Source organism: Gilliamella sp. B3482, from assembly GCF_026536805.1.
In the GTDB taxonomy this organism is placed as follows: domain Bacteria; phylum Pseudomonadota; class Gammaproteobacteria; order Enterobacterales; family Orbaceae; genus Gilliamella; species Gilliamella apicola_E.
The window spans coordinates 252,891-276,416 of record NZ_JAFNNL010000002.1; the positions used below are offsets into that span (position 1 = coordinate 252,891).

Annotated in this window: 21 protein-coding genes; 8 read left to right on the top strand and 13 right to left on the bottom strand. The window is 35.4% G+C overall.

Annotated features, from left to right (window positions below; all coding sequences use genetic code 11):
* Position 1: 1 nt before the first annotated feature.
* The 6 genes from epmA to J3U18_RS04400 form a co-directional block, all read right to left on the bottom strand.
* Positions 2-976 (bottom strand): elongation factor P--(R)-beta-lysine ligase, encoded by a 975-nt coding sequence (gene epmA / locus J3U18_RS04375; RefSeq protein WP_267353036.1) that lies wholly within the window; start codon positions 974-976, stop codon positions 2-4.
* A 63-nt stretch (positions 977-1,039) separates the two neighbouring features.
* A complete protein-coding gene (gene mdoH, locus J3U18_RS04380; protein WP_267331040.1) occupies positions 1,040-3,394 on the bottom strand; it encodes a glucans biosynthesis glucosyltransferase MdoH in 2,355 nt (784 codons plus the stop codon).
* A gap of 21 nt (positions 3,395-3,415) precedes the next feature.
* Positions 3,416-4,975: a glucan biosynthesis protein G gene (locus J3U18_RS04385; RefSeq protein WP_065563357.1), complete on the bottom strand. Its 1,560-nt coding sequence runs from the start codon at positions 4,973-4,975 to the stop codon at positions 3,416-3,418.
* A gap of 19 nt (positions 4,976-4,994) precedes the next feature.
* The gene (locus tag J3U18_RS04390; protein ID WP_267353037.1) at positions 4,995-5,651 is read right to left on the bottom strand and encodes a hypothetical protein; all 657 of its coding nucleotides are present in this window, start codon (positions 5,649-5,651) and stop codon (positions 4,995-4,997) included.
* Positions 5,652-5,817: 166 nt separating this feature from the next.
* Complete coding sequence (locus tag J3U18_RS04395; RefSeq protein ID WP_065563359.1) at positions 5,818-6,057, bottom strand: YecH family metal-binding protein; 240 nt, start codon at positions 6,055-6,057, stop codon at positions 5,818-5,820.
* Positions 6,058-6,249: 192 nt separating this feature from the next.
* Entirely contained in the window at positions 6,250-8,193 is a 1,944-nt protein-coding gene (locus J3U18_RS04400; protein WP_267353038.1) for an exoribonuclease II, read from the bottom strand.
* Positions 8,194-8,316: 123 nt separating this feature from the next.
* On the opposite strand from J3U18_RS04400, the gene J3U18_RS04405 reads away from it, so the two are divergent.
* Entirely contained in the window at positions 8,317-9,060 is a 744-nt protein-coding gene (locus J3U18_RS04405) for an alpha/beta fold hydrolase (protein ID WP_267353039.1), read from the top strand.
* Here the strand turns inward: J3U18_RS04405 and J3U18_RS04410 are convergent.
* On the bottom strand, positions 9,057-9,758 hold the full coding sequence (locus tag J3U18_RS04410) for an HAD family hydrolase (RefSeq protein WP_267353040.1): 702 nt from the start codon (positions 9,756-9,758) through the stop codon (positions 9,057-9,059). The two genes, J3U18_RS04405 and J3U18_RS04410, sit on opposite strands and share 4 nt — an antisense overlap.
* A gap of 202 nt (positions 9,759-9,960) precedes the next feature.
* Here J3U18_RS04410 and J3U18_RS04415 point away from each other — a divergent pair, with 202 nt between their 5' ends.
* A complete protein-coding gene (locus J3U18_RS04415; RefSeq protein WP_267353041.1) occupies positions 9,961-10,848 on the top strand; it encodes a LysR family transcriptional regulator in 888 nt (295 codons plus the stop codon).
* Here the strand turns inward: J3U18_RS04415 and J3U18_RS04420 are convergent.
* From J3U18_RS04420 to J3U18_RS04435, 4 genes are read right to left on the bottom strand one after another with little or no spacing between them, the layout of a single operon-like run.
* Complete coding sequence (locus tag J3U18_RS04420) at positions 10,820-11,158, bottom strand: type IV pilus modification PilV family protein (RefSeq protein WP_176713942.1); 339 nt, start codon at positions 11,156-11,158, stop codon at positions 10,820-10,822. The genes J3U18_RS04415 and J3U18_RS04420 overlap by 29 nt on opposite strands.
* On the bottom strand, positions 11,151-11,591 hold the full coding sequence (locus J3U18_RS04425) for a DUF2509 family protein (RefSeq protein WP_267353042.1): 441 nt from the start codon (positions 11,589-11,591) through the stop codon (positions 11,151-11,153). The genes J3U18_RS04420 and J3U18_RS04425 overlap by 8 nt, the downstream gene beginning before the upstream one ends.
* Positions 11,575-12,138 (bottom strand): prepilin peptidase-dependent protein, encoded by a 564-nt coding sequence (locus J3U18_RS04430; RefSeq protein WP_267353043.1) that lies wholly within the window; start codon positions 12,136-12,138, stop codon positions 11,575-11,577. Before J3U18_RS04430 ends, J3U18_RS04425 begins: the two co-directional genes overlap by 17 nt.
* Positions 12,132-12,608 (bottom strand): prepilin-type N-terminal cleavage/methylation domain-containing protein, encoded by a 477-nt coding sequence (locus tag J3U18_RS04435; RefSeq protein WP_267353044.1) that lies wholly within the window; start codon positions 12,606-12,608, stop codon positions 12,132-12,134. The genes J3U18_RS04430 and J3U18_RS04435 overlap by 7 nt, the downstream gene beginning before the upstream one ends.
* Positions 12,609-12,826: 218 nt before the next feature.
* On the opposite strand from J3U18_RS04435, the gene dapD reads away from it, so the two are divergent.
* From dapD to bglX, 3 genes are all read left to right on the top strand, one after another.
* A complete protein-coding gene (gene dapD, locus J3U18_RS04440; RefSeq protein ID WP_065563367.1) occupies positions 12,827-13,651 on the top strand; it encodes a 2,3,4,5-tetrahydropyridine-2,6-dicarboxylate N-succinyltransferase in 825 nt (274 codons plus the stop codon).
* 93 nt (positions 13,652-13,744) lie between these two features.
* Positions 13,745-14,236 (top strand): YajQ family cyclic di-GMP-binding protein, encoded by a 492-nt coding sequence (locus J3U18_RS04445; RefSeq protein WP_220225765.1) that lies wholly within the window; start codon positions 13,745-13,747, stop codon positions 14,234-14,236.
* A 266-nt stretch (positions 14,237-14,502) separates the two neighbouring features.
* Positions 14,503-16,764 carry a beta-glucosidase BglX gene (gene bglX / locus J3U18_RS04450; protein ID WP_267353045.1) on the top strand — a complete coding sequence of 754 codons (2,262 nt, stop codon included), beginning with the start codon at positions 14,503-14,505 and terminating at the stop codon, positions 16,762-16,764.
* A 157-nt stretch (positions 16,765-16,921) separates the two neighbouring features.
* Here the strand turns inward: bglX and J3U18_RS04455 are convergent, their stop codons facing one another.
* Positions 16,922-17,386 (bottom strand): NfeD family protein, encoded by a 465-nt coding sequence (locus J3U18_RS04455; RefSeq protein ID WP_267353046.1) that lies wholly within the window; start codon positions 17,384-17,386, stop codon positions 16,922-16,924.
* 73 nt (positions 17,387-17,459) lie between these two features.
* Positions 17,460-18,368: an SPFH domain-containing protein gene (locus J3U18_RS04460; protein WP_267353047.1), complete on the bottom strand. Its 909-nt coding sequence runs from the start codon at positions 18,366-18,368 to the stop codon at positions 17,460-17,462.
* Between the two features lie 566 nt (positions 18,369-18,934).
* Between J3U18_RS04460 and J3U18_RS04465 the strand changes: the two genes are divergently transcribed.
* Genes J3U18_RS04465 through trpCF form a run of 3 tightly spaced genes read left to right on the top strand, consistent with a single transcriptional unit; the run spans position 18,935 to position 23,526 of the window.
* Complete coding sequence (locus J3U18_RS04465) at positions 18,935-20,497, top strand: anthranilate synthase component 1 (RefSeq protein ID WP_267353048.1); 1,563 nt, start codon at positions 18,935-18,937, stop codon at positions 20,495-20,497.
* On the top strand, positions 20,497-22,128 hold the full coding sequence (trpD, locus tag J3U18_RS04470) for a bifunctional anthranilate synthase glutamate amidotransferase component TrpG/anthranilate phosphoribosyltransferase TrpD (RefSeq protein ID WP_267331735.1): 1,632 nt from the start codon (positions 20,497-20,499) through the stop codon (positions 22,126-22,128). Before J3U18_RS04465 ends, trpD begins: the two co-directional genes overlap by 1 nt.
* Before the next feature lie 15 nt (positions 22,129-22,143).
* Complete coding sequence (gene trpCF / locus J3U18_RS04475; protein WP_324169787.1) at positions 22,144-23,526, top strand: bifunctional indole-3-glycerol-phosphate synthase TrpC/phosphoribosylanthranilate isomerase TrpF; 1,383 nt, start codon at positions 22,144-22,146, stop codon at positions 23,524-23,526.

Consider the following 23,526-nt stretch of genomic DNA (forward strand, 5'->3'; position numbering starts at 1 on the left):
ATTAAGCCCTTTCAAACGTGAATGAAATCACATCATCTAAATTCATTGCATCAAGTGCCAACATAATTAAGCGGTCAAGCCCAACGGCAACACCAGCACAATCGGGTAAACCTGCTTCCATAGCCGCGATTAATTCAATATCGATGTTTTGTGGTGGTAAGTTTTGATTTGCTCGATCAATATTATTTTGTTCAAAACGCATCTTTTGTTCTTGCGGATTGGTGAGTTCTTTAAATCCATTAGCTAGTTCAACCCCTTTGTAATAAAACTCAAAACGGCTTGCTACACGATGATCTTCTGAACTGATCGCTGCTAAAGCTGCCTGTGAGGCAGGGAAGTTATAAACAGCGATAGGTTTTTCTTGTCCAATATGCGGTTCAACGCCAAAACTAAATAAACATTGTAATAAGGTGTCGCGATCATAATCATCAGTATTGAGTTCAATATTTAGTTGTTTGATAGCTTCAACTAAAGTTGCGTGATCAGCTTCTAGTGGGTCAATATTAAGATGACGTTGGAATGCCTTTTGGTAAGAGATTCGTTCCGCAGGTTCACAATCTAGGATGCTTTGCAGTAGATCATCGACTTCGTTGATCATTTGCATCATATCAAATTGAATACGATACCATTCGAGCATTGTAAATTCAGGGTTATGATAACGGCTTACTTCTTCATGATTGCGAAAACATTTACAGATTTGATAAATCGGTCCACTGCCAGCAGCTAATAACCGTTTCATATGATATTCAGGGCTAGTGATTAATGACATTTTTCGCCCTTGTTGTTCATCGTTTTCACCAGGTTTTAAAAATAAGGTATGAAATGAACTAAGATGTACATCGGTTACCGCATATTGACTTAGGGTCGGGGTTTCCACTTCCAAAATACAGCGGTCAGCAAAAAAATGTCTTACTTTAGATACAATTTTAGCGCGCTTAAGTAAATTATTAATAGATGCAGTAGGTTGCCAAGTCATAAAAAATATCCATGCATATTGATTAATTTCTAAAAGAAGAAATAGGGCATTAAGCCCTATTTCTTATTGCTGGCATTCATTTTGCCACAATGTGAACAAATTGTCGTATTTTTCTTGTTGATGCCAGATATGGCGATGAAGTGCAGAAAGAATAATTGGATCTTCTAAGATCGCTAATTGTTGTTCTTTACTAATTTTTTCTAAATCCACTTGTTGATAATGCTCAATAAGTTGTTTTCGCAACTGCTGATTTTTTGAGTTAGGTAAATGACGAGAAGTCGATAATGCACAGGCTAACGCATTATAAATAGGATCGACAAGCGCCATAATAAAGCCATGTTCAATAAAAGCAGCTTCGGTTTGGACTAAATAGTCACCAGTTAGTTTTACTGCTCGCGACGGATGGGTTTCTTCCGGTGTTAAGAATAACCCTGCTTTTTTGGCTTTCATACCAATACTTGATAAGCCAGAAATACGAACAACTAATGGTGAAATGGTTAATGGAATTAATATCGCTATATACCAATAAGTAAATTGAGGATTTAACCAAATAATCACACATAACCAAACTATGCCTAGTAGCGATAATGGCCAACAGAAGTAGAATGATTCGCCCCAAGTTAAGGCATCATCGTTTCTTGCTGGTGATTTCCATTGAATTTTGCTACCCAGCCATGCTTTAACCACAAACTTGCTGTGGAAGATCATGCGGATTGGTGCAAGGATCATCGACCATACCATTTCAATTAAAATCGATAATGATAATTTGAATATTCCACCCACATCTTTTGCACCTGTTCGAGCAATAATAATGCCATAACTAAACAGTTTAGGTGCAAATAGCAATACCATTGTGGTTGAAAGTAATTGAATAGCTAATTGTTCATCCCACTTTGGCCACGTTGGATAAAATTGGTTAGGTTGGAAGAAGTATTGTGGTTCAGATATATTGAACACTAATAATAAGAGAGTAGAGAAGATCAAGAAGATTAACCACAATAGTGACGAGATGTAAGCCATACCACTGGTTAAAAACATTACACGGTGAGTTAAAGTAATTCCACTTTTGAAGATTAATCGCAAATTAATCAAATTACCCATGCACCAGCGATTATCGCGTTTGAGATCTTCTATCATGTTTCCTGGTAGCTCTTCATAACTACCATTCATATCATACGCAATCCATACGCCATAACCTGCACGACGCATTAACGTCGCTTCAACTAAATCGTGCGATAAGATATGAATAGGGCCTTTACGTTTTTGTAATGGCGATAAAATACAGTGCTCAATAAATGGTTTTAGGCGAATCATAGCATTGTGACCCCAATATTGGGCTTCACTTAATTGCCAGAAGTGAGTACCTGAGCAAAAAATATCACTGTATATTTGATTGGCAAATTGTTGAATACGACCATATAAGGTTGTCATTCTGACCGATTTAGGCGGAGACTGTAAAATACCTGCTTTTGGATTCATTTCCATCATTGCGATCATTTTTAAGATACAATCACCGGTCATAATACTATCGGCATCAAGAATCATCATGTATTCATATTGGTGCCCCCAACGACGGCAGAAGTCATCGATGTTACCACTTTTACGTTTTACGCGACGCTTACGGTGGCGATAAAAGATATTACAACCATTGTCAGCTTTTTTAGCGTTAAATTCAGCCCATGCTTTTAATTCATTGACATAGAGATCGGGATCATTGGTGTCGCTTAGAATATAAAAATCACAACACTGCGCATGTCCTGTCTCAACTAGCGATTCATAAGTTGCTTCTAGCCCTGCAAATACCCGTGAAACATCTTCATTACAAATTGGCATGACTAATGCAGTACGATGTTTGGCGTCAATGTGGTTAGCGGGATCATTGGGGATGGCAATAGTATAGCGATCTTTTTTGATCACCGCCAAAATAAGCCCCATGATGCTAGTCCAAAATCCAATTGAAATCCAACAAAATAGGATAGCAAATAAAGCAATGATAAAACCTTGTATGATATAAGGAATGATGCTGTAAATGGCAAGTTCTGGGTTGATATCCCAATTTGCCATAAAATTGATTTGTTGCCAGCTTTGATAAGGTAATAAGGTTGATAAGTAAGTTGTGCCGTAATAAGTTTGTATGGCAATAAGCACAAACATAATTAAACGACGAATAAGTGCGATGATATTCAGACCAGGTTTGGATTGAGGACTATAACGTTCATTCCAAATTTGTGGTTGAACCGAAACACGCTCAACTTTTGGATAAGTTGGTTGTTGTTTTCTTTCATCATTAAAATGATCAGTTTTGCCAACTTGATTGAGTCGATATTTTAGAAATTCGAGTTTATCGTTTGGCAAGTCTTCCGATTTCTGACGCCAATATTCGGCGTCAGATAGGTTTTCGAAATAATCTTTTTTCATGTTATGTGCTTATTATTAAGATCATTGAGCCGGAAATTGTCCGCTCCAAGTTTCGGACACGATCGTATGTGATTTTTTCGACGATAATTGAAGGCGAATGTCAGTTGGTTTTTTGTTATCTTCAACGTTGAATCGCACTAGTACTCGCCAACCTTTTGTTACAGAGTTGTATTGTGTATCACAGCTAACTATTGAACCATTATTAATACTTGAAATAACGTCAACTGGGTCTTGCTCTGATAAGTTTGGACCAACAAAATCCACAACATAAGCATTAGAACCATCAAGTTTACGTATTAAGTTTGCTTGTTTTATATCACCTAATGATAAGCGCGTACTCTCTGCTCTAGCTTCATTTTTTGGATAACGTTGTTGTTCGTTGAGTGAATAATGTAATCGATATTTAACATCTAACACATCACCAGCTTTATATTGTTTTTCGGGTACCCAGTAGGTAACGATGTTGTCGTTGGTTTCATCTGCGGTAGGGATTTCAACCAATTCAACTCGACCTTTATGCCAATCATTCAATATTTCAACCCATACACTTGGACGAAGTTCGTAATGGTCGTCGAGATCTTGATAGTCATCAAAACCTTTGTCACGTTGAATTAAACCAAATGCTTTAGGGCTTTCTAAACTATATGATGAAAAAGATAAGCGTTTAGGATTATTTAATGGACGCCAAATCCACTCATTTTTGGCCTGGATTGAAAGTCCATTAGAATCGTGCATTGCTGGACGATAGTTTAATAGTGGTGATGGTTGGTTAGGGCCAAATAAGAACATACTAGTCAGTGGTGCCACACCAAGTTTTTTAACTGAATCACGGAAGAATACTTTGGCTTCTACAGTAATAGTAGTATCAACACTTGGAATTAAGGTAATTTTGTAAGCCCCTGTTACACTTTTAGAATCAAGTAGGGCATAAATGACTAAATGTTTTTGATTTGGTTCTGGGCGTTCAATCCAATACTCTTTAAAACGTGGAAACTCTTCGCCAGACATTTCGCCTGTATCAATCGCAAGTCCACGAGCTGAAAGACCATAATGCTGATTTTTACCAACAGCACGGAAATAGCTACCACCTAGTGCGGTAAATATTTCATCGTCGGTTTTTGCTGGGTTATTAATTGGATAGTGCACTTTAAATCCAGCAAAGCCTAGTTTTTTAGTATCTAACTTATCTAAATTAATAGGACTTAAATCGAAGTAATCTGGGCTAAATTTAATTTCATTAACTTGATTGTTTACAATCTCATTAATTTTGACAGGTACATCAAAATACATACCTTCATGATAAAATTCGAGTTTGAAACGACTTTTGCGATCGCTCCAATATGCTTTATCATGCTTAAAATAAATCTTTTGATAATCGGCAAATTGTAGTGACGATAATTCACTAGGAATATTTTTAGATGGTTGGACATAAGCTTTTTTTGATAGTTTTTCTGCTTGTGTCACAACATCGTTAAATGTAAAAGCCCATGAAGAAAAACTTAAACAAGATAAGGATGCGATACAAACTATCTTGCAAGTTAATGTTTTACTAAATCGACTAATAGGTAATAAATTGTACATAAAAAGACTCACTTGAGTATTATCTAAAAATATTGTTGTAATTGATAATATTGTCTTTAGGGCTACTTAAGCATTTTTCCATAAAGTCGCTTCTCATCTCTTGAAGAATACTTGGGTTTTCATCAATCAAAAAGTGAGAGTAGTTATCTTTGAGAATTTTAGCTTTTAAAGCGGCCAAATCTTGCACTGACATCTTAAATAAAGTTTGATAACTTTGGGTTATATTATTGATATCATTGGTATAAACAGCTTCAATAAAATCTGCTGACCATTGACAGTAATTTTTAACATTACCATCAGTTGGTGTGATTTTTTTCAACTCAAGATTATGTTCAGCTTGGTTTTCCTCGACGACTCTTTTAAGTTGAATGTCATATTTTAGCTTGTAGAATTCTTTGAGATAAAAATTTAGCACACAGGCAGATTGGTTGCTGTCACCTTTACAGTTTAAAATACCGTGTTTGGTTATATAGCTGTCAAAGTGTTTGTCTCCAACGAGTTGAAGTAATTGTTTTTTTGCGTCCACAACAAACGAATTATTTTGTTCAGATTGTTGCTTTAAAATCGCTAACTGATCAACTTCAGTTTTACCATCGGTTGAAGACGTATTGTTTTTTACACAGCCTGCGGCAAGAATAGAGACAATGGCGCATGTAAGGATATTACTTATTTTCATATATCAAATTCCACGAACATATTCTTGAGTTGTAATTTCAGGATGAGCAACTTACACTTTTTAGTGGAGCCGTAGCGCGAAATTATATACTCTTATTCTTTTAAAAACACTAGATGATTACATTAAATTTATAAAAACGCATTTATTATTCTTTTGTAAGTTTTTATTAATGTCGACATATTTTTCGAACATCGACGGTAAATTGTGAATCATCAATTGAAGCCGGCTTAAATTTTCCTTTTGCTTTTAAAAAGGCAATAAGTTGCTCGGCATTCATATCGGAGTTGGAACAGGTATGAAATTTAGCCTCGGTACCAAATTTTTTGTGTATGGCTTCAAGTAAAGATGATTCAGTATAATCATTCCCATCCATCATTTGTAACACTTCGTGGCCGTGAATTGACATCTTTTTTCCTCTCCATATAGCAGTTTAAACTAGCTTTATTTTTTATTTTTTTGAGCGGTGAAAGATAGCAGATATTATTATTAAAAAAAAGAGGATAAATGTTAAAAATATTATTAATATTTTTTAGCTTAACCCTGATAATTATCAGGGTTATTAATCATAGTTTGTAACTGATTAAATTGACTAGGAAATTTAAGAGTTAGATTCATTGAGTTTTACAATAACCGATAGATTTTCCATTTTAATTTCATGAATTTTAACAGTGATCAAATCAGCAATTTTGTATGCAGTTTCGCCTTTAATTTTAATTAGCCCTTCATCCGGACTAGTTGATATTTCATCGCGCACGGCATGAATCATTGACAGTGGTAAAAATGCTAATGCGCCAATATCATTTAAACGAACTCTTGCACCGCCACGGTTGATATCTAATATTTCCGCTGCGAACTCTTGTCCTATTTTGTTAGATAAATATTGGCAATAAAGGTTTTCGGCAATATCGCGCTCAGCTAAACGTAATTTTTTACGTCTATCAGCCATGCTCTCTAATTGTTCGTTGGATGGAGCTGTTAAGGCTTCTGCTTTAAGCGAGGTTTTAAGTATACGATGGTTTATCATATCACCATATTTTCGAATTGGTGAAGTCCATGTTGCATAAGCATCAAATCCTAAACCAAAGTGAGGTTCTGGTTTTATAGAGAAATCAGCAGGTGTTTGGAACTTTCTTAATCGTGTTGATAAGAAGTCATTATCATCACTTAATCGGCGGAATTTAACATAGCCTTCAAATGAAGTAAGAGATTCTTTATCAAAATCTGTAATGCCATTGTCTGCTAATATTTTTAATATTTGTTCAATGTATTTGGTATCAAAGCCTGAATGAGTGTTAAATACGCCAGTACCTACTTTTTCTTTCAAATACATGGTGAGCGCTAAATTAGCGATAATCATCACTTCTTCAACAATATTATTGCCGATGCCACGAGATTCTTTAATGATTGTTTTTACTTGACGATTATTATCAAGGATAAATCGATAATCATTGTTCACTTTGAAAACTAACGCATTTTGTTGGCGCCAATTTATCCGTGTTTTTGCCAATTCTGATAATAATTTTAGTTGGTTTTTTATTGCCGCGTCATCGATATTTAAATCACCACGATTCTCTAAAAATTCAGACACATTGTGGTAAGAAAGCTTAGCTTTCGATTCAATCCATGCGGGTAAAAAACTGATATCATCATTCGTAAATTCGCCATTTTTATCAATTTTAATTTTACAAACCATAGCTGGACGTTTTTGATTAGCTTTTAATGAACAAAGATCGTCCGCTAACTGTTTTGGTAACATTGGAATATTAAAGTCGGGCAGATAGGTGGTAAAGTTTCGGTTTTTTGCGATATTGTCGATTTCACTATCTTGCTCAATATATGCGGTTGGATCAGCGATGGCGATCATCAGGTTATAATTACCCATATCATCTTGTGAAATGGTAATCGCATCGTCCATATCTTCGGTATTTTCACTGTCAATTGTAAAAAATTGAATATCCGTTAAATCTTGACGATTTTCTTTTTCAGTCTCTGAAATTGTTAAAGATTCAGCTTGTGGAGCTTTGTCTTCTAAATTATAACGAGCCAAAGTTTTAAGCCATAGTTGATAAATTGAATCAGCACTGGCAATAAATTTTGTTATTTCAGCAAGAAAATGATTTTTATTTTTTTCTAATGGATGAGATTGTAAGGTGGCAACAACCCAATCACCTTCTTTTAATTTTTGCTTTACTTCAGGATTAACTTTACAGCGAATGGCAAAATTGACAGGTATATTTTCGGGATAAATGACCATCGCATTATCTAAAAAACCAATTTTGCCAATAAATTTTTGTAAACTACTTTCAATTAATACTTCAGGTTCAAATGATGTTTTATCGTTAATGGTGGAAATAGTGCCAGAAACTTTATCACCATGACAAACCATTTTCATTTTCGAAACAGCAATAAAGTAGTCAGTTTTGTTGTCAACATTTAGAAAGCCAAAACCTTTTTCATGCGCTCGGACGATACCTTCAACACGAGGTTTTTGTTCATATAATTCTTTTTTTAGTTGGGCTAGTAAAGGGTTATTTTGAAACATAGTTTTTAATATTAATTGAAAAATTTGAACTAAATTCTATCATAGTTATGCTTTTGGGGTTATTGAATTGTTTATTAGTGATGACGAAACAGTCTTAATTACTATAAATTGTAGAGTGGCATAATGAAATTAAACTATAAAATACAGGGTGATAATCAACCAGTTTTATTGATGCATGGTTTATTTGGAAGCCTAGATAATTTAAATATGTTAGCTAAAGATCTGTCTAGTCATTACCAAACTATTCAGGTTGATTTGCGCAATCATGGTCAATCACCATGGTCAAATGTTATGAATTATGAAGTGATGGCTGAAGATGTTGCTGAATTATGTCATGATTTGCAGTTACAAAATATTATATTAATCGGCCATTCAATGGGAGGAAAAGTTGCCATGCAATTAAGCCAACTTATTCCTGTTTCTAAAATCTGTGTCATTGATATTGCGCCAGTTAAATATAATCAAACGGCAAATGCACCTGTTCTTAACGCTTTAGAAAAATGTATTAATCAACAATTAACTGATAAAAAGCAGATTATTGAGCTTATGCATGATTTAAGTGCCCCGACAATTTCATTTTTACTTAAATCTTTTAAACATCAGCATTGGTTGTTTAATGCTCAAGTCATTATTAATCAATATGACAATATATGCGATTGGCAGACAATTTCACCTTGTAACGTACCGACATTATTCATCCGAGGTGGCAATTCAAACTATATTACTGATAAGGATTATCCAGCAATATTTAGCCAATTTCCAAATGCTCAAATTGAAATAGTAGAAGGTGCTGGTCATAATGTTCATGCAGAAAAAACTCAGCAAGTTTTACAACTTTTACATACAAACATTAAAAGCTTCATCTAATCGATTGTGGTTGATGTATTGTTTAAAATGAGCTTATGGTCGTCATCCAACACAATAATGCTATCATTTATCACGTTAACTTTTGAAAAGTCGGGGATCGCAGTTTGTGCTCCGTGTTTGATAAGCTCAGCATCGCCTATTCCAACACAATAGGCGCCAGCTTCAACTGCTGAAGTCACGCCACTTATTGAGTCTTCAAATACTAACGTTTCAGCGGGTGGTAGCATAAGGCGTTTAGCGCCAAGAAGATAAGGATCGGGGTAGGGTTTTCCACGAGCCACATCGTTTCGTTCCACTATCACAGAAATACATTCCTGAATATTCAACATTGCCATTATTCGATCTATTTTTTCGCGCCAACCACTGGTTACAATCCCCACCCTAATTTTGGCTTTCGCTAATGCATGTATTAATTGTGCAACACCTGGTATTGGATCATAATCAGCAGTATTTTCAGCGTGCATGATATAGTCTTGAACACTTTTTTGCGCTTCAGTTGATAGATGCCCAAACAGTGCTTTAATTGTATGTGGCCCGGGTTGGCCATGAATATGTTTAACAATATCGTCATCCTTGACGGTTATTCCATATAACTTGCCTGCCTCAATCCACGCTTTTTCAATAACGGTATTTGAATCAATTAGAACCCCATCCATATCAAATAAAACCGCAGAAATTTTTTTTATTGCCTTACTCATAAGTTTTTTACTCCGTGCGTTAACCTTAGCCAAGAATTTAACTATTTACATTGAATCTTTGGACTATAGGAGAGGGTCCATTTAACAATAAATATCTTAATTTTATTCATAACTAATTGTACTTATTGAAATTAATATAAATAGTAAAAGTAATTATGTATAATGAAAAAAATGACTGATTTGATAACAATTAGGAATGGATATGGACATTGAAATGAAGTTGCTACGAGCTTTCGTTGCACTTGTTGAGGTAGGGAATTACCGTGTCGCTTCTGAGCAATTATTTATAACACAACCCGCGTTAACTAAACAAATTCAAGCATTTGAACGAGCAATTGATCGAAGACTGTTTATTCGTGGTCGAAATGGTGCAAAATTAACTGAAGTTGGGAAGGTGCTATATCCTGAAGTAAAAAAGCTATTACAACAGAATAAGAAATTTTTACTCTTTGCTAATAATATTAAAAAAAACATGAATGGAGTTCTTTCAATCGGTTTTGGCATATCTTGTTTTCAACATGTTCCTAAATGGATTCGAACTTTTTCTGAAAGAAATCCGCAATGCCATGTTTCAGCAAAACAACTTCCTTCAAACGAGCAAATTACTCTGCTAATGCAGGGGGAATTAGATATTGGTTTTCTCCGTATGCCTGTGCCAGAGTCATTGAGTTCAATTATGTTATTTAAAGAGTATATCGTGCTAGCAGTTCCAAATAATCTAAAAGTCAGTAGGAACAATCTTAAAGATGTACTAGAAACGCATCCCTTATTACATATAAACCCCTGCTTGGCGCCTTGTTTGACCGAGCAAACAAAATTATTACTTGAGGCTATAAACGCTATACCAAAACAGGGTGGGGCGACGAATGATCTTCCCTCTCTTTTGGCTTTAATTGCTGCCAAAAATGGCATTGCTTTTGTGCCTGCTAGTGTTTGTCATTTTCTACCTAAAGGTGTAAAACTTGTCACGCTTGAATTAGCTCAAACGGGATGGGATATTGCGGTTGCATGGAATGAAAAAATTGAAAATAAACAGCGTAATTTATTTTTAGAAATGAACATCAATCACATAACAAACGTTGTTGTTTAATCGTTTTATGATTCGGTGGGGTGATATCAATAAAAACCATTTTACAAGGTGCACTATAAGGTTGGCTGTAAACTTGATATTGCCACTCTTTTGGTATGATTTTATCTACCGTATGAGGGTAACTATCAAGTAAAGCAAACGCCATTTGCTGTGCTTTGAAATGTTGATGAAAATAGTGGTGTTGATTAATAATTGAGGTTAAATAACGAATAAAACCCAGCATGATGATGGCAAACATTAAACATGACAACATAACTTCAATTAAACTAAAGCCAGCTGTTTTTTTATTACTTATATTTTTACTATTCACAATCAATCATCTTCTTTTCAGGGCAATAATCTAACCAATGACCTTTTTCAACAATAAGTTGGTTATCTTCAAAATGCGTTAACATATAAAGGAAATAATCATCATTAGCCTGTCCACGTACTAGGGTGTAGTTATCCACTTTTAATCGCGATTTTTTTATACATGCTTTTAATTGATATTGAGTATCAGATAAGCATTGCCACTCTTCAGTTGGCGGTTGCCAAATTTGTTTGGTTGCCCAATTTAAACTGGAACTAGCTTGATTAAACTGACGATAATATTGGGTTTCAATCAAATAGCTCCTTTTTATCGAATCAATGGTAATTTGAAACCCCGTTAGCAAAAGAAGTCCAACAATGGTTAATATGATCACCATCAAAAGCGTGCTAAAGCCATCATATTGAGTTACTGAACGATTAAAAGGGATTTTCATTTTTAATAATGGTTGTTGTTTGATATTTAATTTTTTTGTTTTTCTTCAATTGAGCACTAATATCTATCTCAAAATGATTATTTTGTTTTTTGATTGAAAATTGAGTGATTTTAATGTCGTGAGGATCGAAAATTTTCTCCCAATTGACACCTTCGCAATTGATTGTTCCAACTTTATATTCCAAATTATTATTATAGACCCGATACGCAAAGATATCTGATTTGGTTGGAATAGTCGTATTATGAACCCAATCATTGCGGATCTCGCTATCGTAACGGAAGATATAGCAATTTTTTGTTAGATTGATTTCAATTGGTTGCTGACTCATCTTTTCTGGTTTATTGGCGATAAACCCAGCACGTTTCAAATCTTTGGAAATAATAACAATACCTTGATGAATATTCCTTTGTAGATGGGTATTAAGATTTTGCTGAAGTATAATCGATTGTAATTTACTATAAAAAGCTGTAATGCCAATGAAGATTAAGCTAGAAAAGGTGATGCTTAACATCATTTCAAATAACGAAAATCCATCTTGCTTTAACATCGCGGTAGCCCTGGTAAATAACTATTTTTCTTACAAAGCCGAATCCGCCCTCGATATGAAATAATAATTTGTGTGGTGCCAATGGCATTATGCAATTCGAATGTACCGGTTTGAGCCATATTTTTTCGCCCCCAAAAAGAGATGGTTTTTTTATCGGCTAAATCATTTAATTCAACAGAATTGTTAGGTTTAATAAAATAGCTAGAGCCTTCTTGGCAAGTCGCTGGTTTTTCGCCTTTGCTGATGCTCAAGCACCAAGGCGTCAAAAAATAATAGATGTGGACATTTTCGTTAGCGTTATAAGCTTTGGCTTGAACTTCCTCCAAAAAATAGGCTAGCTGTTTTGTGGTAGTAGTAAGTTCGTTACGGAGCTGTAATTCCTTCCAATGTTGCACTCCTATTGAAGCCAAAATAGCACCAATACAGATAACAAATAAAAGTTCTAGTAAAGAAAATCCATCGTTTTGCATTATTTTTTGCTACAAGATTTAATGAGGATTCAACTTTATATTCAAAGAAAACAACTGTATTAAATATTGTTCAGATTTTGTGAAAGGTATTCCAAATAATTTATCCTTTTTGAGAAATCTCAATGATACGATAAACCACTTAAAAATAACTGCATATTATATTATACTGTTTGCCCAATTAAATTTGCTAACGGACTTAAAGTTAAAGGAAACGAGAAATGCAACAATTACAAACTATTATTGAGGCAGCATTTGAACGTCGTGCTGAAATTACACCTTCAAATGTTGATACTGTAACACGTGATGCAATTAATCAATGTATCGCTCTATTAGACAGCGGTAAAATGCGTGTCGCGGAAAAGATTAATGGCGATTGGGTGACTCATCAATGGTTAAAAAAAGCGGTATTGCTCTCTTTCCGTATTAATGAAAATCAACTTATTGATGGTGGCGCAACAAATTATTATGACAAAGTGCCATTAAAATTTGCTGATTATGATGAAGCTCGCTTCCAACAAGAAGGCTTCCGTGTAGTTCCATCAGCAATTGCGCGTAAAGGTGCTTATGTTGCTCGTAATACCGTATTAATGCCATCTTACGTAAATATCGGTGCTTATGTTGATGAAGGCACGATGGTTGATACTTGGGTAACTGTTGGTTCATGTGCACAAATTGGTAAAAATGTTCACTTATCTGGTGGTGTTGGTATTGGTGGTGTGTTAGAACCATTACAAGCAAACCCAACTATTATCGAAGATAACTGTTTCATTGGTGCTCGTAGTGAAATCGTTGAAGGTGTGATTGTTGAAGAAGGCAGTGTGATCTCAATGGGCGTATTTATTGGTCAAAGTACTAAAATTTATGATCGAGCAACTGGTGAAGTTCATTACGGACGTGTTCCAGCAGGTTCGGTTGTGGTATCAGGTAACTTACCAACTAAAGATGGCAAATATAGCCTTTATTGTGCTGTTATTGTGAAAAAAGTTGATGCTAAAACTTTAGGTAAAGTTGGTATTAACGAATTACTTCGTACTATCGATTAATCTTAATAATAATGCCGCCGTAAATATTGTGGCGGCAATTAAAAGAGTTGTTTAAAATAAGTAATACTTATAACGATTAGAAGAGGAAAATTTATGCCTTCTTTTGATATTGTGTCAGAAATTCAAATGCCAGAAGTTAAAAACGGTGTCGACAATGCGACTCGTGAACTGACTACTCGTTGGGACTTCAAAAATGTCGAAGCATCTTTTGAGCTCAATGAAAAAAATGAAACCATCAAAGCAACTAGCCAATCCGATTTCCAAGTTCAACAGCTATTGGATATTTTACGTGATAAGTTGGCTAAACGTGGTATTGATGGCGGAGCGCTAGAAATTCCGGAAGAGCTGGAACATAGCGGAAAATTTTATAGTATTACGGTCAAACTAAAACAAGGTATCGATAAAGAGTTAGCTAAAAAAATAGTTAAGCTGATTAAAGACAGTAAACTTAAAGTGCAAGCTCAAGTACAAGGTGAGCAGGTTCGCGTTACAGGTAAGTCTCGTGATGATTTACAAGCAGCCATGGCATTAGTCAAAAATGGTGAATTAGGGCAACCTTTCCAATTTACTAATTTCCGCGATTAATAGATCTTCATTCATGATTATTGCCGACTTGATGACTCCTTTTTAAAGCATTTTTCGGCAATATTTTTTTATCTATTTTCTTAATAAATCTTAAAAAAAGTTGAGGAACGCACTTTTTGAAGCTTATATTTTTAAGAATAAATGCTTTTATCTTTATTTTTAGGGATGTTATTTCTAAATAACGAGATTTTTTTAGTTAAATACGTTATGCTATCCGCTTGTCTATCCTCTTAAATTTAAAAATACTTATTATTATGAAAAAATTCGTGTTATTTTTCGTTTTTTTTATTTTTTCATCCCCTTTATTTGCTCAAAATCCCAATAGTGAAGAAAAGAAAGCGTTTATTGATGACTTGATGTCAAAGATGACGATTAAAGAAAAAGTAGGGCAACTGCGATTAATCAGTGTGGGTGGTGATCTTACACTAGACAAAGTCCTTGACCAAATTGAAGCGGGTGAAATTGGTGGTATTTTTAATACTGTAGTTGAGCCTGATCTATCTCGAATGCAAGAAAGAGCATTAAAATCGCCGAATAAAATCCCTGTTTATTTTGGTTTTGACATTATTCACGGTCATCGTACGGTATTTCCTATTAATTTAGGGATTGCTGCAACTTGGGATCGTGATGCGATAGGTAAAGTTGCTGAAGTATCATCTGATGAAGCAACTTCTGATGGGCTTAATGTAACTTGGGCGCCAATGGTTGATATTACGCGAGATCCAAGGTGGGGCCGAGTGTCAGAAGGATTTGGTGAAGATCCTTATTTAGCGTCGGAAGCAGGGCGTATTTTTGTCGAAAAAATGCAAAAACAGTCTCTTGAGGATAAAAAATCATTAGTGACAACTGTTAAGCATTTTGCGCTATATGGTGCGGTTGAAGCTGGTCGTGAATATAATAGTACGGATATGAGTGAACGAAAAATGTTCCAAGAATATCTTGTACCATATAAAGCGGCTGTAGATGCAGGTAGCCGAGCGGTTATGGTTGCACTTGTTAGTGTAAACGGTATTCCTGCTACCTCTAATCATTGGTTATTAACCGAGGTACTGCGTGATCAATGGCATTTTGATGGTGTAGTGGTTAGTGATCATGGTGCTATTCGTGAATTAATTAATCACGGTGTGGCAAAAGACGCTAAAGATGCAGTTAGAATTGCAATCCTAGCTGGTATTGATATCAGTATGAATGATGAGTATTTTTTACAGTTTATACCAGAACTAGTTAATGAAGGTGCAATCTCTCAAGAGCAGATTAACCAAGCGTGTCGTCATGTATTAGAACTGAAATATGATATGGGATTATTTAAAAATCCTCATCGAAATTTAGATCCTAATTTTGATATTGAAACCATGTTCGCCAACGATCGTTTACATCGTGCAGAAGCAAGGGATGTTGCGCGTCGTAGTATTGTATTGTTAAAAAATGAAAACAATGTTTTACCGTTGAGCAAAAATAAAAAAATTGCGGTGATTGGACCGTTAGCAGATTCAAAACGCGATATTTTGGGTAGTTGGTCTGGTGCTGGGCGAGCTAATTTAGCCGTAACCCCTTTGGAAGGGATTAAGAATACTGTGGTTAATCCAAAATTAGTTAGCTATGCATGGGGTGCCAATATTTCAGATGATCCAAATCTTTATAAATTCTTAAATTTATATGAAGAGATCACTAAATTTGATAAAAGACCTGCTGATAAAATGATTGCCGAAGCGGTTGCTCAAGCGAAAAGATCTGATGCTGTTGTTTTATTTGTTGGCGAAGCCGAAGGGATGGCGCATGAATCATCAAGCCGAACTGATCTCAATTTGCAAGCAAGCCAAAAACGTTTAATCACAGCATTAAAAGCAACAGGTAAACCACTAATTATTGCATTGATGAATGGGCGCCCACTTACCGTGAAAGAAGAATATGAACAAGCCGATGCGATGCTCGAAACTTGGTTTTTAGGTACTGAAGGTGGTAATGCTGTAGCTGATGTTCTCTTTGGTGATTATAACCCATCAGGTAAATTACCGATGTCTTTCCCAGATAATGTTGGTCAAATTCCTGTTTATTATGGTCAATTAAATACTGGTCGACCTCATGGTACGGTCAATATGGGTAAATACACCACTTCTTATTTTGATAGTCCAAACGAACCGTTATTTCCATTTGGTTATGGTTTGAGTTATACCAATTTTACGATTGATTTTTCACTATCAAAAACTGAAATGTCGCCAAATGGTGAAATCGAAGTGATAGCCAATGTAGAAAATACTGGTGATAGAGAGGGGACGCAAGTTGTCCAATTATACTTGCAAGATGTGACTGCTTCAGTTAGCCGTCCTGTCAAAGAGTTAGTTGGATTTGAGAAAATAGCACTTAAACCTCACGAAAAAGGCCAAGTAAAATTTGTTATCAAATATGACATGTTAAAATTCTGGAATGACAAAATGCAATATGTTGCAGAACCAGGTAAATTTAATGTGTTTGTAGGCTCAGATTCGACAACCAAACAAAAGCAAACATTCACTTTACTTGATAAGTAAATACAAAAACCGTCGGTTTTAATCGACGGTTTAGTTCTTTTATTCAATCTTTCAACCTTTAAGACTAATATATAAGATTATTTACTGATATCGTTTACGTTTTTAAGGTAAAAAAATACGAGTCAATGACTCGTATTTAATCCATTTATTATTACAATTATCTATTGAGTGCTTTTACTTTCAGAACTAATCCATCGACAGCAATCACTTCAACAGGTTGTCCAACTTCTAGATCTTGGTTACATTTTGCTGACCATGTGCCATCTTTTATTTTTACCCGACCCGAACCATTAATTATAGCCTCGGTAACGATGGTTTTGATTCCGATTAATTCTTGTTGGGGTTGATTTATTTCACTTTTACCAGATTTATCTTTACCATGTTTTTTTAACCACACCCACCAAAGATAAGCCGATACCAAAGTAAAAATAGCAAATAAAATCCATAGAATTGGCCAAGATAAATGGACAACCCAAGCTATTAAACCAACAACAATGGCTGCAATTCCACTCCAAAGCCCATATCCGGAAGTTCCCAATAGCTCAAGGATCAGTAAAATACCACCTAAAGCAATAAATACCCAGTGAGGATAATCATAAATAACCGTTAAAAAATCAGTCATTGATTGTTACCTAATTTATTGAAATATAATATCTTCCTAATTAGATTAGGAAGAATTGTTTCACTAAAGCAAATTATTTAGAGTTTTTAATTAATTCTGCAATACCGCCAATGCTACCCATTAAGCTAGAAGCATCTAGTGGCATCATCACTACTTTACTGTTATCTGAAGCACCGATTTGTTGTAAAGCTTCAGTATATTTTTGAGCAACGAAGTAGTTGATCGCATTAATATTACCAGCAGCAATCGCTTCTGAAACCATTTGTGTAGCTTTTGCTTCGGCTTCGGCAGCACGTTCACGCGCTTCTGCTTGTAAAAATGCAGCTTGTTTTTCACCTTCTGCTTTTAATATTTCTGACTGTTTTTCACCTTCAGAGCGTAAAATAGCCGCTTGGCGGATACCTTCTGCTTCAAGGATCTCAGCACGTTTGTTACGCTCAGCTTTCATTTGCGCGTTCATGGCTGCAATAAGTTCTGCTGGTGGGCGAACGTCACGAATTTCGATACGGGTAATTTTAATTCCCCAAGGGCTAGTTGCATCATCAACAATGCTAAGAAGTTTTGAGTTGATGTGATCACGTTGTGATAACATTTCATCAAGTTCCATACTACCAAGTACGGTACGAATGTTTGTCATCATCAGATTAATAACCGCACGCTCAAGTTGATTAACTTGGTAAGCAGCTCTTGCAGCTTCTTGTACTTGAATAAAGCAAACCGCATCAATTTGTACATTCGCATTATCTTTAGAAATAACTTCTTGAGATGGGATATCAAGAACTTGTTCCATCATATTAATTTTGCGACCCACACCATCCATAAATGGGATAATGATGTTTAAGCCAGGCTCAAGCGTATGAGTGTATTTACCAAAACGCTCGATGGTATATTGGTATCCTTGTGGAACAATGGTAATAGCTTTAAAAACGGTTACGATAGCTAATAAAACTATTATCGCAATAATAATATAAAATATTGGCATATATCAAAATCTCTAAATTTTATTAATGTATTGATTATTCTAATTGGTATTAGGATATTTGACAAACTATTAGTTTTTAACCATTTGAAATCAAAACAACCTAATAGATCATTTGTTAAATACGGCAACGTAGAAAATTATCTTGAAAAGATCAATCTTGCTCCTCGATTTTAATTTCATCATTAAGTTATTGAGCACTGCTTTATTCGCTGGTCTGAAATCATATAGGTTAAAATCGTTCAATCATCAATGTCATTAATTTAAAAAATGAGTCTAAATAAACCTATTTTTTATAAAGGCTAATTTTATTTATTGAATATAAAATATTCGCTTGACAACACACTAATGAACTAGTTTAATAGTACAACATCTTTTTTAAGCAGATATAATAATGATAAATCATCAAAATCCTATAACTCACTATAAAAAAACTACTGTTTTGAGTTGGTGGCGCATCACTTTCTGCGGGTGATGTGATGATGTCCTTTTTTCACAAGACCCGCTAAATGCGGGTTTTTTAGTTTAAAAAAAAGATAAAAAATAATTTTATATAAAGAGAGTCAACAATGAATAAGCCTACATTAACACAAATAATCAAAACCATTGGTTATTATCAGGATCCGACTCAGGTATTTTATCAACTTTGTGATAATAAACCGGCAACATTGTTGCTTGAATCTGCCGAAATTGATAATAAACAGGGGATTAAAAGCGTAATGATCATTGATAGCGCTTTAACTATTTCGGCCCTAAACAACGAAGTGACTTTTCAAGCTTTAACCAGCAACGGGCAAAAATTATTACCTTTGTTAGAGCAAGCATTTCCTGATAACGTCACTAAAACAAAAATAGATGAACATAATCTTAAGTTAGTGTTTCCACCTATTGATGGTTTGCAAGATGAAGATTCTCGCTTAAAGTCATTATCGATTTTTGATGCATTAAGAACATTATTAAATATTGTTAATATTCCCGAAAAAGCGAGTTCAGATGCCGTTTTTGTCGGTGGATTATTTGCGTATGATTTAGTGACAAATTTTGAACATTTACCGATATTACCAACTGAACAACGTTGTCAGGATTTTCGTTTTTATTTAGCTGAAACTTTATTGGAAATTAACCATAAAGATCGTATCTCACTATTGAAAGCAACGTCATTTACTTCTTGCCCTGATGAGATTGCACGCTTAAATCAACGATTAGATGAACTGCAAAATAAACTCAATCAACCAATGAGCACAATTAAAAGGCAATCGTTGGCTGAAATGGATGTTGCTTGTAATAAGAGTGATGATGATTTCAATACCATTGTTAAGAAGATGCAAGATGCGATTCAACAAGGTGAAATCTTCCAAGCTGTTCCATCTAGACGTTTTTCATTACCTTGTCCTCAACCATTATCTGCATATCAAGTCTTAAAAAATAATAATCCAAGCCCTTATATGTTTTATATGCAAGACGAGGATTTTGTTTTATTTGGTGCCTCACCTGAAAGTGCACTCAAATATAATAAAGCCAATAATCAAGTTGAAATTTATCCAATTGCTGGTACTCGCCCACGTGGTTTAAACACTAATGGCGAGATTGATTACGATTTGGATAGTCGATTAGAGTTGGAAATGCGCACCGATAAAAAAGAGTTAGCTGAACATTTAATGTTGGTCGATTTAGCACGAAATGATTTAGCTCGAATTTGTCAGCCAGGGACGCGATATACCAAAGAGTTATTAAAAGTTGATCGTTATTCTTACGTTATGCATTTAGTTTCAAGAATTGTTGGTCAACTACGTCAAGATCTTGATGCACTACATGCTTATCAAGCTACCATGAACATGGGAACATTAACTGGAGCGCCAAAAGTTAGGGCAATGCAGTTAATTGCCGAATCGGAAAAAATAAAACGGGGTAGTTATGGTGGGGCAGTTGGATATTTTACTGCCAATGGTGATCTTGATACTTGTATAGTTATTCGCAGTGCTTATGTGGAAGATGGTGTTGCAACCGTACAAGCTGGATGTGGCGTGGTTTTAGATTCAGAACCACAAGCAGAATCGGATGAATCACGTAACAAAGCACGTGCTGTTGTTCGCGCGATTATGGCAGCACATAATGTAGAAGGTGTATTCTAATGGCTAATATCTTATTTCTTGATAACGTTGATTCGTTTACTTATAACTTAGTCGATCAGTTACGTCACAATCAACATAACGTGACAATTTATCGCAACACAATTCCAGCTGATGTGATCATCGAAAAATTATCACAAATGCAAAATCCTATCCTAATGTTATCACCAGGACCTGGAGCACCGAGTGAAGCAGGTTCAATGCCTGAATTACTTAAACGTTTAAAAGGTAAATTACCGATCATTGGTATCTGTCTTGGACATCAAGCGATTGTTGAATCTTATGGTGGTATGATTGTCCCTGCGGGCGATATTTTACATGGAAAAGCTTCATTAATTGAACATGATGGGCAAGCGATGTTTAAAGACTTACCCAATCCATTACCGGTCGCGCGCTATCACTCATTAAAAGGTGAAAACATACCGAAAACATTAACCGTCAATGCCATGTGTAATAACATCGTTATGGCAGTACGTAATGACCAAGATCGGGTTTGCGGTTTTCAATTTCATCCTGAATCAATTTTAACGATTCAAGGGGTAAAATTATTAGAACAAACCATTGAATGGGCACTGAATCCACCACAAAAACAGCCAGAAGCAAAACAAGAAGCCATTGTTGATAAGCAAGAATACAATATTCAACCGATTTTAAATAAATTGTACTTAGGGCAAGTATTGTCTCAAGAAGAGAGTAAAATACTGTTTAATTTAATTATTCAAGGTAAAATAGAACCAACGGTACTAGCAACCGCTATCATTAGTATGAAAGTTCGGGGTGAAAAACCTGATGAAATTGCCGGAGCAGCTCAGGCCTTACTTGAAAATGCTGATCCATTTGAAGTACCTGATTATGATTTTACCGACATCGTTGGGACTGGTGGAGATGGAACTAACAGCATCAATATCTCCACGGCCAGTGCTTTTGTTACTGCGGCATTAGGGTATAAAGTTGCTAAGCATGGTAACCGTGGTGTGTCGAGCAAATCAGGATCATCAGATGTTTTATCCGCTTTAGGTATTAAACTAAACATGTCAGCGGAAGCATCTCGAAAAGCGCTTGATGAATTAGGTGTGTGTTTCTTGTTTGCTCAGCAATATCACTCAGGATTCCGCCATGCTGCACCAGTACGTCAGCAACTTAAAACACGAACAATTTTTAATGTTCTTGGGCCGTTGATTAATCCATCACGACCAAAACGTATTTTACTTGGTGTTTATCATCCTGACTTGATAAGACCGATTGCAGAAACATTAAAAATGTTAAACTATACCCATGCTTATGTGGTACATGGCTCAGGGATGGATGAAGTCGCTATTCATGGCGAAACTCAAGTTGCCGAAGTAAAAAATGGTGAAATTCGCTATTTTACTTTGACACCAGAAGATTTTGGTCTACAGCAATATACTTTGAAAGATATTGAAGGTGGAACACCAGAAATGAATCGTGATTTATTGTTAGCGATTTTACAAGGACATGGTAAACCAGCGCATGAAGCAGCTATTGCTGCAAATGTGGCGATGTTAATTAGCCTATTTGGTGAACCAGACTTAAAACAAAATGCTAAGCGTGCAATAGAATTAATGCGTAGCGGTAAAGCTTATGAGCTATTACAAAAGTTAGCAGCAAGATAATGAGTGGAGAATAAGATGGCAATTGCAGCATTAACTGAAAATGTTGAAATGGCAACGGTCTTAAAAAAGATCATTGAAGATAAACAGCTATGGCTTGCCGAGCAACAAATTAAAAATCCACTGGCTAATTTTAAAAATAAAGTTGTAGCTAGTGATCGTGATTTTTACCAAGCGTTAAATCAACCGAAAACGGTATTTATTTTAGAATGTAAAAAAGCATCGCCATCCAAGGGATTAATTCGAGATAATTTTGACCCAGCAAGTATAGCCAAAGTTTACAAAGATTATGCTTCGGCAATCTCAGTTTTAACTGACGAAAAATACTTTCAAGGTCGTTTTGAGTTTTTACCAATAGTACGTAATGAAGTCACCCAACCCGTACTTTGCAAAGACTTTATTATCGATGAATATCAAATTTACTTAGCACGTTATTATCAGGCTGATGCCATCTTGTTAATGTTATCGGTAGTCAATGATGATGAATATCGCCACTTAAGCCAAGTTGCTCACCAACTTAATATGGGGGTACTGACGGAAGCGAGTACCGAACAAGAAGTTGAACGAGCTATCAAACTTGGCGCTAAAGTGATTGGTATTAATAACCGTAATTTACGCGATCTGTCGGTTGATCTCAATCGGGTAAAAACTTTATCAAAAACAATCCCTGATGATCGAATCATTATTAGTGAATCAGGTATTTATACGCACAATCAAGTTAAAGATCTTAGCCATTATGCTAACGGTTTTTTAATTGGTAGTGCACTTATGTCTGAGCCAAACTTAACCTTAGCTATCCGTAAAGTAATGCTAGGTGAAAATAAAGTTTGTGGCTTAACCCAACCACAGGATGCAATAACCGTTTACCAAGCTGGTGCGGTTTATGGTGGATTAATTTTTGTGCCTAAATCACCAAGATATATAACACCGACTAAAGCGCGTAGTGTTATCGCATCAGCACCCTTAAATTGGGTTGGTGTTTTTAAAGATAGTGATATAGATGAAGTATGTGAAATAGCTAAACAACTATCACTTTATGCAGTGCAATTGCATGGTCATGAGGATGATAACTATATCAAAACACTTCGCCAAAAATTACCCTCAACCTGTCAGATCTGGAAAGCGTTAAGTATTAGCGATAACATCCCAAATCATGATAACCCACTAGTATCACGTTACATATTTGATAATGGTGCCGGTGGAACAGGTAAAAGTTTTGATTGGTCACTTTTACGTGACAAAGATTTAAGTAATGTCATTTTGGCTGGTGGTATTAATCCGCAAAATGTGAGTGAGGCGCTTACTACCGATGTTATTGGTGTTGACCTTAATTCGGGCGTTGAAGTTTCACCAGGAATTAAAGATAAACAAAAAATCAAATTAGTATTTGAACAAATTTAA

What these genes read in the sequence shown, in the direction of transcription:
- epmA (WP_267353036.1), bottom strand. Translation starts at nt 976, where the DNA reads ATGACTTGGCAACCTACTGCATCTATTAATAATTTACTTAAGCGCGCT.
- J3U18_RS04415 (WP_267353041.1), top strand. Translation starts at nt 9,961, where the DNA reads ATGGACATTGAAATGAAGTTGCTACGAGCTTTCGTTGCACTTGTTGAG.
- J3U18_RS04410 (WP_267353040.1), bottom strand. Translation starts at nt 9,758, where the DNA reads ATGAGTAAGGCAATAAAAAAAATTTCTGCGGTTTTATTTGATATGGAT.
- J3U18_RS04395 (WP_065563359.1), bottom strand. Translation starts at nt 6,057, where the DNA reads ATGTCAATTCACGGCCACGAAGTGTTACAAATGATGGATGGGAATGAT.
- J3U18_RS04385 (WP_065563357.1), bottom strand. Translation starts at nt 4,975, where the DNA reads ATGTACAATTTATTACCTATTAGTCGATTTAGTAAAACATTAACTTGC.
- J3U18_RS04390 (WP_267353037.1), bottom strand. Translation starts at nt 5,651, where the DNA reads ATGAAAATAAGTAATATCCTTACATGCGCCATTGTCTCTATTCTTGCC.
- J3U18_RS04430 (WP_267353043.1), bottom strand. Translation starts at nt 12,138, where the DNA reads ATGTTAAAGCAAGATGGATTTTCGTTATTTGAAATGATGTTAAGCATC.
- J3U18_RS04455 (WP_267353046.1), bottom strand. Translation starts at nt 17,386, where the DNA reads ATGACTGATTTTTTAACGGTTATTTATGATTATCCTCACTGGGTATTT.
- J3U18_RS04465 (WP_267353048.1), top strand. Translation starts at nt 18,935, where the DNA reads ATGAATAAGCCTACATTAACACAAATAATCAAAACCATTGGTTATTAT.
- trpD (WP_267331735.1), top strand. Translation starts at nt 20,497, where the DNA reads ATGGCTAATATCTTATTTCTTGATAACGTTGATTCGTTTACTTATAAC.
- J3U18_RS04445 (WP_220225765.1), top strand. Translation starts at nt 13,745, where the DNA reads ATGCCTTCTTTTGATATTGTGTCAGAAATTCAAATGCCAGAAGTTAAA.
- dapD (WP_065563367.1), top strand. Translation starts at nt 12,827, where the DNA reads ATGCAACAATTACAAACTATTATTGAGGCAGCATTTGAACGTCGTGCT.
- J3U18_RS04400 (WP_267353038.1), bottom strand. Translation starts at nt 8,193, where the DNA reads ATGTTTCAAAATAACCCTTTACTAGCCCAACTAAAAAAAGAATTATAT.
- J3U18_RS04425 (WP_267353042.1), bottom strand. Translation starts at nt 11,591, where the DNA reads ATGAAAATCCCTTTTAATCGTTCAGTAACTCAATATGATGGCTTTAGC.
- J3U18_RS04435 (WP_267353044.1), bottom strand. Translation starts at nt 12,608, where the DNA reads ATGCAAAACGATGGATTTTCTTTACTAGAACTTTTATTTGTTATCTGT.
- J3U18_RS04460 (WP_267353047.1), bottom strand. Translation starts at nt 18,368, where the DNA reads ATGCCAATATTTTATATTATTATTGCGATAATAGTTTTATTAGCTATC.
- mdoH (WP_267331040.1), bottom strand. Translation starts at nt 3,394, where the DNA reads ATGAAAAAAGATTATTTCGAAAACCTATCTGACGCCGAATATTGGCGT.
- J3U18_RS04405 (WP_267353039.1), top strand. Translation starts at nt 8,317, where the DNA reads ATGAAATTAAACTATAAAATACAGGGTGATAATCAACCAGTTTTATTG.
- trpCF (WP_324169787.1), top strand. Translation starts at nt 22,144, where the DNA reads ATGGCAATTGCAGCATTAACTGAAAATGTTGAAATGGCAACGGTCTTA.